Genomic DNA, 11,501 nt, shown 5'->3' with positions numbered 1-11,501 from the left:
GACAGCCTTGGAAAAGAACATAGCAAGGACACTACGGTGATGGTGCTGGAAAACCTGGCTGGCATCAAGGTTAAATCAACCACTGAAAGCTTCCGGATTGGGGCAAAATGGTCGGAGGAAAATAATTTTGACAGTGCGACAGATGTGGATGGTACCTCGGTTGACTTATCTAATGTTGCTATCGAGAGTACTGTAAATTCGGAGGTAGTCGGCCAATACAAGGTTACGTATAGTTTCACAGACCAACAAGGCCAACTCCGAAGCATTGTTGTTCCAGTTGAAGTACTAGCAAACCTAGCCGATATCAAGGTTAAGTCAAAGACGGAAAGCTTCCGAATCGGTGCAAAATGGTCGGCAGAAGATAACTTTGATAGTGCGACTGATGTTGACGGGACGCCAATCGATTTGGCTGATGTTGATATTGAAAGCACTGTAAATTCAGAGGTGGTTGGCCAATACAAGGTTACGTATAGTTTCACAGACCAACAAGGCCAACTCCGAAGCATTGTTGTTCCAGTTGAAGTACTAGCAAACCTAGCCGATATCAGGGTTAAGTCAAAGACGGAAAGCTTCCGAATCGGTGCAAAATGGTCGGCAGAAGATAACTTTGATAGTGCGACTGATGTGGATGGTACTCCGCTTGGCTTATCTAATGTTGATGTCAAGAGCACGGTAAATACGGAAGTGGTCGGTCAGTACAAGGTCACATATAGTTTCACTGATCAGCAAGGTAAGCTTCGAAGCGTTGAAGTTCCAGTTGAAGTGCTGGCAAACCTGGCCGGCATTAAGGCTAAATCGGCCACTGAAAGTTTCCGCATTGGTGCGAAATGGTCGGCAAAAGACAACTTTGATGGTGCGACCGATGTCGACGGGACGCCAATCGATTTGGCTGATGTAGACATCACCAGTACAGTAGATCCGGAAAAGGTTGGCCAATACAAGGTCACATATAGTTTCACAGATCAACAAGGTGAGCTTCGAAGCGTTGAAGTTCCAGTTGAAGTGCTGGCAAACCTGGCTGGTATCAGGGTTAAATCAACAACTGAGAGTTTCCGAATCGGTGCGAAATGGTCGGCAAAAGATAACTTCGAAAGTGCGACGAACGTCGATGGTACAGCGGTTGCTCTATCTGATGTAGACGTCACTAGTACCGTTGACCCGGAAACAGTCGGTCAGTACAAGGTCACATATAGCTTCACCGACCAACAAGGTAAGCTTCGAAGCGTTGAAGTTCCAGTTGAAGTGCTGGCAAACCTAGCTGGCATCAGGGTTAAATTCACGACTGAAAGCTTCCGAATCGGTGCAAAATGGTCGGCGAAAGACAACTTTGATAGCGCAACAGATGTTGATGGGACACCTATTAATTTGTCTAATATTGATATCGAGAGTACTGTAAATTTAGAGGTGGCTGGCCAATACAAGGTTACGTATAGTTTTACTGATCAGCAGGGTAAGCTTCGAAACGTTGAAGTTCCAGTTGATGTACTAGCGAACATGGCTGGTATCAAAGTTAAATCCAAGACTGAAAGCTTCCGCATTGGTGCAAAATGGTCGGAGAAGGATAACTTTGATGGTGCGACAGATGTCGACGGGACGCCAATCGATTTAGCTGATGTGGATGTTATCAGTACAGTTGACCCGGAAAAAGTTGGTCAATACAAGGTTACGTACAGTTTTACAGACCAACAAGGCCAGCTTCGAAAAGCTGAAGTTCCGGTTGAAGTGCTGGCAAACTTGGCCGGCATCAAGGTCAAATTCACCACTGAAAGTTTCCGCATTGGTGCAAAATGGTCGGCAGAAGATAACTTTGATAGTGCGACCGATGTTGATGGGACACCTATTAATTTATCTAATATTGATGTTGAAAACACGGTAAATTCAGAGCGGGTTGGCCAATACAAGGTCACCTACAGTTTCATTGATCAGCAAGGTGAGCTTCGAAGCATTGAAGTTCCAGTTGAGGTACTAGCAAACTTGGCAGGTATTAAGGTCAAATCCACAGCTGAAAGTTTCCGAATTGGGGCAAAATGGTCTGAGGAAGACAACTTTGATAGCGCAACCGATGTTGATGGGACACCTATCAATTTATCTAATATTGATATCGAGAGTACTGTAAATTCAGAGGTGGCTGGCCAATACAAGGTTACGTATAGTTTTACTGATCAGCAGGGTAAGCTTCGAAGCGCTGAAGTTCCGGTTGGAGTGCTGGCAAACTTGGCCGGTATCAAGGTTAAATCAACCACTGAGAGTTTCCGAATCGGTGCAAAATGGTCTGAAAAGGATAACTTCGATAGTGCGACCGATGTTGATGGGACACCTATTAATTTATCTAATATTGATATTGAGAGTACTGTAAATTCAGAGGTGGTTGGTCAATACAAAGTCACATATAGTTTCACTGATCAGCAAGGTAAGCTTCGAAGCGTTGAAGTTCCAGTTGAAGTGCTGGCAAACCTAGCTGGTATCAGGGTTAAATCAACCACTGAGAGTTTCCGCATTGGTGCAACATGGTCGGAGAAGGATAACTTTGATGGTGCGACAGATGTCGACGGGACGCCAATCGATTTGGCTGATGTAGATATCACCAGTACAGTTGACCCGGAAAAAGTTGGTCAATACAAGGTCACATATAGTTTCACAGATCAACAAGGTGAGCTTCGAAGCGTTGAAGTTCCAGTTGAAGTACTAGCAAACCTAGCTAGTATCAAAGTTAAGTCAACGACAGAAAGCTTCCGCATTGGTGAAAAGTGGTCGGAGGAAAACAATTTTGACAGTGCGACAGATGTGGATGGTACTCCGCTTGGCTTATCTAATGTTGATGTCGAGAGCACGGTAAATCCAGAAGTGGTTGGCCAATACAAAGTCACATACAGTTTCACAGACCAACAAGGACAACTTCGAAAGGCTGATGTCACGGTTAATGTACTAGCGAACTTGGCTGGTATCAAAGTCAAAGCATCGACTGAAAACTTTCGGATTGGTGCAAAATGGTCTGAGAAGGATAACTTTGATAGTGCGACAGATGTTGATGGAACGCCAATTGACTTAGCTGATGTAAACATTATCAGTACAGTTGACCCGAAAGCAGTCGGCAAATACGAGGTCACATATAGTTTCACAGACCAACAAGGCCAGATTCGAAGCGTTGAAGTTCCAGTTGAAGTGCTGGCAAACCTAGCTGGTATCAAAGTTAAATCAGCGACTGAAAGTTTCCGTATTGGTGCAAAATGGTCGGGGAAGGATAACTTCGAAAGTGCGACGAACGTAGATGGTACAGCGGTTGCTCTATCTGATGTAGACGTCACCAGTACCGTTGACCCGGAAAAAGTTGGTCAATACAAGGTTACGTACAGTTTCATAGACCAACAAGGGCAGCTTCGAAAAGCTGAGGTTACGGTTGATGTCCTGGCAAACTTGGCCGGCATCAAGGTCAAATCAACGACTGAAAGCTTCCGGATTGGTGCAAAATGGTCGGAGAAGGATAACTTCGATAGTGCGACCGATGTTGATGGGACACCTATTAATTTAGCTGATGTAAATATCACCAGTACGGTTGACTCAACAGCAGTTGGCCAATACAAGGTCACATATAGTTTCACTGATCAACAAGGTGAGCTTCGAAGCATTGAAGTTCCAGTTGAGGTACTAGCAAACTTAGCAGGTATTAAGGTCAAATCCACAGCTGAAAGTTTCCGCATCGGTGCAAAATGGTCTGAAAAAGACAACTTTGATTGCGCGACAAATGTCGATGGTACAGCGGTTGCTTTATCTGATGTAGACATCACCAGCACGGTTGACTCAAAAGCAGTCGGGCAATACATGGTCACATATAGTTTCACGGACCAGCAAGGCACAGTGCAACAAGTAATCGTACCAGTGAATGTGTTGGCAAACTATGCCAATTTGCAACTTAACCAGACTGAACTTAGTTTTCGTGCAGGAGATAATCGCTGGCAACCTGAAAGCAATATCGCGGCAGCAACTGATATTGATGGTCGTACCATTGATTTAGCCACCATGCAGATTACGAATGCGGTTGATTCAACAACGCCTGGGACGTATTTGGTCAACTATGCCTTCACGGATTCATTCAATCAGACGCATCGTGCAACAGCGACGGTAACGGTCTTGGACAACTTGGCAGCGTTAACAATGACGCAACAACACGTTACACTTTACCTGGGTAATCGGCAGTGGCAACCAGAAGATAACTTTGGCGGTGCTAAAAACGTCGATGGCAGTGCAATCACGTTTGACCAGCTACAAGTTCTCGGTCACTATGATTTAAAGGTAGTCGGTGATTATGAATTAACGTACCAATTCACTGACCAGTTAGACCATTTGCGGACGGCCCAGTTCACGGTGACAGTTGCTGAAAATCAGGCGACGATTGTGGTTGAGAAGACGGCGGTTACAGTGCATGTTGGTGATACTTGGGTACCGATGATGAACTTCGTGAGTGCGACTGACATGGATGGTCAGGCGATAGCTGAAGATCGCATTTCGGTGAATGTGACAAAATTAAATCAGCGCTTGCGTCTGATGATGATGCGGTCACGCGCACTACCAATCGTTGATACAACGGTGGTTGGAAGTTATCAGGTCAGTTATCAGTTCATCGATGGTAACGGGAACTTGCAAGAATTAGCCACAACAGTCACTGTGTTACCAAACGAGTCCGCGCTGAAGTTAGCTGCAAACGATATCACGCTCTATGCTGGTGATGAGTGGCAGCCAATGGCAAACGTGGTCAAAGCGACGAATGTTGACGGGACACCCGTAATGGCAGACCAGCTCAGGATTTCTGGGAGCGTTAATTCAAACGTCGTCGGTCAGTATCGCGTTTTATACAGCTTCGTTGATCAGCAGAATAAGCTGCAGCAGGCCGTGACGACCGTAAACGTATTAGCTAACCAGGCGGCACTTTTGCTAAAACATGATCAGGTCGCACTGACGGTCGGTGATGAGTGGCAGCCATTAGCTAACTTACAACTGGCCCGAGATGTGGATGGGCACGAAATTGCGTCAACTGATTTAGTCATCGATGGGCAGGTTGACACAGCAACTCCAGGGACGTATCAAGTCCGTTATCATTTCACGGATATGCGAGGCCATGAGCAACAAGCAGTCGCGATGGTCACAGTCGTTGAGCCAGTTGTTGTCGATCAGGCGTTATTGCGTTTGCACGCGGAAACGGTGACTTTACGTGCTGGCGCAACTTGGGCGCCATTATCAAACGTGGCTGAAGTGTTAGATTATGACGGTAGCGCCCAGACGAGTGAGCAAGTCAGCGTGCAGGGAACTGTCGATTTGAATCAAGCCGGCAAATATCTGTTAACGTACCACTTCTTAGACCAACTTGGTCATGACCACAGTGCAACGGCTACGGTTATTGTATTGGAAAATGAGGCCAGTCTTAAGTTGCGGACGACAGCAGTCACGCTGAAAGTCGGCCAGAAGTGGGATGCAACGGCTAATATTTTAGCGGCAACTGATGTGGATGGTCGTTCAATCAACGAAGCAGTTGTCATTACTGATGATGTCGATTGGCAGCGCCCGGGAATTTACCAGCTCACTTACGAGCTTGTGGACCAACAAGGTAAACTGCATTTAGCGAAGACAATGATTACGTTGATTGCTGCTGACGATGGTTCGGGTAACCAGGGCGGCAATGGTAATGCGGATAACGGTTCAGGTAACCAAGGCGGCAATGGCAATACGGACAATGGTTCGGGCAACCAAGGCGGCAACGGTAATACGGATAATGGTTCGGGTAACCAAGGCGGCAACGGTAATACGGACAATGGTTCGGGTAACCAAGGCGGCAACGGTAATACGGACAATGGTTCCGATAACCAAGGCGGCAACGGCAATACGGACAACGGTTCGGGCAACCAAGGCGGTAATAGTGATGCCGACAATGGTTCAGGTAATCAAGACGGTAACGGCAATACCGACACTAATTCTGACAACCAAGGCACCAAGGCAGATGATGATGAAGTATCTAATAATAATTTGAATACAAATCATCAAGTTGATACTGATAGGATCCATGATGCTGACAACAACTCAGGGCAAAAAGAAGTTGCAAAGCCAAATTCCGTGAGTCATGAGAATGGTGCTAATGCAACAGTTAAAGCAGCGGTCGCAAAACATCAATCAATAACTGCTGACAGTGTGAAGTCAACGACTAACACCAAAACAAACAAGCAACCTAGTGTTGGTTCACCCACACAATTACCACAAACGGATGAACACAATGCAGGTACCACGAATTGGTGGACTTGGTTGGGCATTGCGCTTGCCGGACTGATTACAATGGTCAAACCAACCAAGAAGAAGAAAAAGTAATTCACTTTAATCTGTATTAGTACAAGAGGTCGCAACCCTGTGCATTGAGGGTTGCGACTTTTTTGATGAATAATTGATATTGATAGGGTGATAAGTTCTAATTTTAGCGCAAAGATGTTGAGATTTATAATTAATAAATGCTATGCAAAATTGCGCGTCTTCGTTGTGATGAGGACAGCAATGAAAAATTACTGCATAAATATAGAAAAAGGTTTATTTTTTCGTGACTTTTCGCTATAATGAATATTGTTGTTAATTCAACTGCCCCAGTGGCGGAACTGGCAGACGCGCAGTGTTCAGGTCGCTGTATTGGAAACAATGTACAGGTTCGAATCCTGCCTGGGGCATTATCTTTATTTTCGATATGTTCTACTTGGAACAGTCCTCGATTATTCGAGGGCTTTTTTGTTTGAAACGCAATCAGATATTTTAATTAAAAAGCGGTCCATCTCAGCCATTATTCACTTCGAGTGATAGCTGAGATGGACCGTTCTGAGTTTGTTTCTAAATTCCATTAATTCGTCTGTTTCGTCGTAATATTACCATTTGCATAAACAAAGTAACTATTCAAATAATGACCGCGGCCACCATCCGTCTTCTTGCGGTAGGCATCCACTTGATAATAGTGGTGCCCCTGGCCATCGCGATTAGCGGTGGGGATGACTGCAAATGTCTGCGACTTCGGTTCATGGAGTACCTGGGCAACTGCTTGGGCGGCACCGGTGGCACTGGTAATATGGTCATTCGTAGCTTGATAATTATTGCCGAGACGCTTTTTGGCACTCGCGTCGACCGCTTGATTGTCGCGCCGAGTTTGTTCTGCGCGGTCTGATGCAGCGACCGAACTGGCCGTTTTGGTTGAGATACTTGGTTCAGCTTGTGAGGTGCAGCCGGCTAATAGCAATAGACTGCAGCCTCCGATAATGATTCCCCGAGTCACGCGTGGGCCTCCTTACTTCGTTTGTTCCTGCGACAGACTCGGATAGGGGGTCTGTCGGATAATTTTCATATCAACGATTGTCATTACACCAATGGCTAAAACTAAAACAACGGCTAGCAAAAACTTTTTCATGACGGTAACCCCACTTCATTAGATGACTTATTTCCAGTTTGGCACCCAAATGACCCGGTCGATCTGTTCCGGAATGACCGTAATCTTAGACCCAGTCTGCGGGCCATCCTGAACATCGATAACGTAGGAGATTGGGCCCGCATCAACTTCGATGATTGAACCGCGTTGACCGTCGACCGTATCGACCAGACTGTAGAGCGGAATCTCATCGTTGCTGATTTCCATTTCATAGAGCGTGAATTGGAGGAAGTACGATTTTTTACCGGCCTTGATTTTGAGCGGCGTGTCGATAGCGCCGTAATCAGGCAAGGCCCGGTTCTGAGCGTTCGGATCGTTCATGTATTGCATTTCGTCAACGGCATCAATGGCCATCTTCCATTCGCCACCCGTCAAATTAGTCTTGGAGGAGAGCGTCATCACGGAATTAGCATAAATATCGATAACATTGAAGGCTTCGTCAACTTGCTTCTTTGGCAGATACCCAATCGTATAACCGTGTTCCGCAACTTTGAGTTCAACGCGCACTGAACGCTGCGGCCCATCGACTTCTTCGACCAATTGGATTTCCCCAATGTTGGCGTTGGCATCGACCCGATATTTCTTGGCGTACAAATAGTCCGCCTTGAGCCCCGAATCGTTATAACCGCCATATGGCTTGAAATAGCCCCTTTCACTGGCATCTGCTAACGCTGCTTCGAATTCTTTTTGATAGTAATCGAGGCCAATCACATACGAACGAAAAATCGCGCGTGAGTTCGCATTGATGCGACGCGTCTGCGGAACGGACACGGGCCGGGGTGCCGTCTGGTTGAGCCGGTTACGAAAACCGTTATTTTGCGTCTGCAATTTGACGATTTGCCGGTCCTGTTTCTGGTTCGCTAAGGTTTGGTGAACGAGTCGTTGGCGAATCGACTTCAATAACTCGGCTTGTTTGGCCGCTGCCTGGTTTGTATGGTGTAGGTGGACCAACACCGCGATTAAAATCGTGATCAAGACTAGGCAGGCAGCAATCAGCCCAGCAACAATTAAATAAATTCTCATAATAATTCACTCCAAGAAGAATTGCAGATTAGTTTAAGTATAGTCGACCAGCACGCAGAGCGCCAATTTTACGGCTGTGCTTGTCAGCGAATCGATAACAAGGTATGATATTGCTATTGTATAATAATTTTGACTGATAAGAAACGGTGGCGAACAGCGTGCAATGGTTGATTAAAATCTACCATCGAGGTGAATATTTTTGGAAATATGCCGTGTTTGGCTTCATGGCCGCGTTGATCAACGTGTTGGCATTCTGGCTACTACACGCTGTCCTGGCTGAACACTACCTATTTTCCAACACGATTGCGTGGATCGTCGCAACTTTGTTCAGTTTTTTTACCAACAAAGCGGTGGTCTTTCAATCAAAATCACAGAATTTTTGGCACTGGTGTCGCGAGTTCGTGAGCTTCATGTTAACGCGCGGACTGTCATACTTTTTTGATACCTTCCTGATGTTTCTCGGCATCTCAGTGCTCATATGGCCAGCGATGTTAGTGAAAATCATTGATCAGGTGCTCGTTGGGTTGTTCAATTATGGCACCTCGCGCCTGATTTTTATGGAAAGTAATCAGAAAATGCGGATGCGCAGGATGCTGCTGAAACGGTTAAATAATCGTAATAACTAATGATGTGAATAAGCGTATTAAGCAAGTGGTCAAGGATGGCGGCTTGCTTTTTTAATCGCATTAATTAAGTGCTCGCTACATATTAGTTAGTCAGCAAAGGCGGACGGTCGCCTTTAAATCAAATGTCCCGTCAGCTGCCAGTGCAGTAGGGCGCCGCAAACGATGGTAATGACGGTGCAGCTGACGAGCAACGTCAACAGGCCGCGATTCAAGTGGCTTTCCTGTTTGCGTGCAAACGTAATTTCCACTAAGCCAATCGTGCCGAGTCCCAGCACCGCTTTAATTAGCGTCAACCACCAATTGCCGCCAAAGGTTTTGGTCGCCAAGACGACGCCGGTAATAATGATGAGCAGGTAACCCAAACGACTGAGAATCAAATAACGATTGGCTGCTTTGATGGAATGACGACTCAGGCCTAACGTGACCGTCACCATCAGCCACAGCCAACCAAAAATGTGTCCGAATAAGTACATAGTAAAACCGCCTCCGCATTTACAATTCATGTCTAATTTTAGCATGAAAGTAACTGCTGGCGGCGGTTTCTTTTATTGGACTTTCGTTAAATTTTTTTGCTGGACGTAATTGACGAGTTCGAGCACCGTTTTGAAGCGATTAAACGGGGTGACGATGTGGACGCCGTTGAAACGGGCACAAATGCCATCGATTAACTCCTTGGCAATCGTGATTCCGACGGCTCGTTCGTTGCCGTCCAATTCAGCCTGTTGCATCCGTTCCAGCACTGACTTAGGAAGCCGGATGCCGTGGACTTCGTGATGCAAAAATTCAGCATTACGACGCGAAACTAAGGGCATCACGCCAACAAAGACTGGCACGTCGATCTGATTGGCAGCCAGCGCATCGGCTAATGCATCGACATTAGCGAGGTCATAGACGGGTTGCGTAATAATGTAGTCACAACCATAACTGAGTTTGCGACTGATCGATTTAGTCGACACATCGGTCCGATACGTGTTCGGATTGAAGGCACCGGCGACCCGAAAGTCACTAGCTTCTTTCAACGACTTCCCAGTAGGACCAATCCCGCTATTAAACTGTTTGATCAGCTTCATCAGTTCAACAGAACGGACGTCTCCGACCGAAGTCGCACCCGGAAAATCGCCGAGTTTTGCCGGATCACCGGTCACGGCCAAGATGTCTTCAATGCCGAGACTGTGCAATCCCATGATTTCGGATTGCAGGCCAATCAAGTTGTGGTCACGGGTCGTTAAATGAACGATTGGCGTGATGCCGTAATTCAACTTCAACTGCGCCGCAATTGCGGTGTTGGCGATTCTGACCGTCGCTAGGGAGTTGTCCGACAGCGTTATTCCATCGACACCGGCTGCTTTGAGACGTTCAGCGCCCCGGAAAAATTTACAGGTATCGAAATCACGCGGTGGATCTAACTCGACTAGCACCGTCTTTTCCGTCGCAACTTTGTGTAAAAACCGGTGCTGACTTTTCGTCGTGACGAGCGTTGGCGCTTGGGCCACGTGGGTCGGTGCGTTATGCGGCACTAGACTGCGACTGCTTAAGCCGCGAACGGTCGCTGCGGTATGAAGTGGCGTCGTCCCACAACAACCACCGATAATCGACAGGCCCAATTGGCGAAAGCGTTCGGCATATTCTTCAAAGTAACTCGGTTCGCCATCATAGACGATTGCGCCGTCCTGGTCAGTGCCCGGTAACCCGGAATTTGGGTAAACGGCGAGCTTGACATCCGCTGGAATCGCCAAACTTTCAAACGACTGCGCGAGGTAGTAGGGGCCGAGTCGGCAGTTCGTCCCAATCACGTCCGCGCCGGCCGCGTGCAGTTGGACGATGGCATCCGTGAAGCTCGTCCCGTTGCGCAGGACACCAGCGGCTAACATTGATACGTTCGTAATCACCGGTAGATCCGTGTGTGCTTTGACGATTTTGAGTGCCGCTAATAATTCACTCAAATCATAGTAAGTTTCCAGTAAAATCCCATCTAACTGTTCTGTTGCTAGTAGGGCGGTCAGTTGTTCGGTGACATTGGCCGCAATTTCGGCTTGTGTGGCGCGTTGGACGGCCGCATCAGTGTCACCAGCTAGACCACCAATCGTCCCTAGAATATAAACGGGGTGATCGGCATGCTCGCGGGCGGTGACGGCGATTCTGACGGCAGCCTGGTTGATGGTCGTGACCTGATCTTGTAAGTCGTAACGCGTCAATTTCAGCCGATTGGCCGCATAGGTGTTCGTTTGAATAATGTCTGCACCCGCCTGAATATAGGATTGATGCACGCGTAAAATCGTGTCCGGATGCGTCAAGTTGAGGTTTTCAAAGGCCGAATTGATGCCGTAGTTACCATATAAAAGGGTGCCCATTGCGCCATCAGCCACGAGAACTCGCTGTTGTAAGGCTTGTTTGAGATTCATCCGCACGAC

The 11,501-nt window shown here is 47.0% G+C and carries 6 protein-coding genes and 1 tRNA gene; 3 read left to right on the top strand and 4 right to left on the bottom strand.

The genetic code is table 11. The annotated features are described in order from the left end of the window. Nucleotides 1-39: 39 nt before the first annotated feature. Together KGF65_RS07165 and KGF65_RS07160 are read left to right on the top strand one after the other, a co-directional pair. Nucleotides 40-6,351, top strand: a complete 6,312-nt coding sequence (locus KGF65_RS07165; RefSeq protein WP_216748252.1) for a bacterial Ig-like domain-containing protein — start codon at nt 40-42, stop codon at nt 6,349-6,351. 263 nt (nt 6,352-6,614) lie between these two features. Continuing rightward, a tRNA-Leu gene (locus KGF65_RS07160) sits at nt 6,615-6,698 on the top strand. A 167-nt stretch (nt 6,699-6,865) separates the two neighbouring features. Here KGF65_RS07160 and KGF65_RS07155 read toward each other — a convergent pair. Together KGF65_RS07155 and KGF65_RS07150 are read right to left on the bottom strand one after the other, a co-directional pair. Continuing rightward, nucleotides 6,866-7,291 carry a hypothetical protein gene (locus tag KGF65_RS07155; RefSeq protein ID WP_216748251.1) on the bottom strand — a complete coding sequence of 142 codons (426 nt, stop codon included), beginning with the start codon at nt 7,289-7,291 and terminating at the stop codon, nt 6,866-6,868. 159 nt (nt 7,292-7,450) lie between these two features. Continuing rightward, complete coding sequence (locus KGF65_RS07150; RefSeq protein ID WP_216748250.1) at nt 7,451-8,464, bottom strand: hypothetical protein; 1,014 nt, start codon at nt 8,462-8,464, stop codon at nt 7,451-7,453. A gap of 158 nt (nt 8,465-8,622) precedes the next feature. Here KGF65_RS07150 and KGF65_RS07145 point away from each other — a divergent pair, with 158 nt between their 5' ends. Beyond that, nucleotides 8,623-9,090 carry a GtrA family protein gene (locus KGF65_RS07145; protein ID WP_225083474.1) on the top strand — a complete coding sequence of 156 codons (468 nt, stop codon included), beginning with the start codon at nt 8,623-8,625 and terminating at the stop codon, nt 9,088-9,090. A 113-nt stretch (nt 9,091-9,203) separates the two neighbouring features. On the opposite strand, the gene KGF65_RS07140 is transcribed toward KGF65_RS07145, so the two are convergent. Beyond that, nucleotides 9,204-9,563, bottom strand: coding sequence for a YisL family protein (locus KGF65_RS07140; protein ID WP_181185403.1), 360 nt, complete (start codon nt 9,561-9,563; stop codon nt 9,204-9,206). 72 nt (nt 9,564-9,635) lie between these two features. Next, a complete protein-coding gene (locus KGF65_RS07135) occupies nt 9,636-11,492 on the bottom strand; it encodes a bifunctional homocysteine S-methyltransferase/methylenetetrahydrofolate reductase (RefSeq protein ID WP_216748249.1) in 1,857 nt (618 codons plus the stop codon). Nucleotides 11,493-11,501 lie beyond the last annotated feature (9 nt).

It is taken from the genome of Lactiplantibacillus sp. 30.2.29 (assembly GCF_018991255.1).
In the GTDB taxonomy this organism is placed as follows: Bacteria; Bacillota; Bacilli; order Lactobacillales; family Lactobacillaceae; genus Lactiplantibacillus; species Lactiplantibacillus pentosus.
Note: the sequence above shows the minus strand (reverse complement) of the source record. Positions and strands in the feature narration are given on the sequence as shown.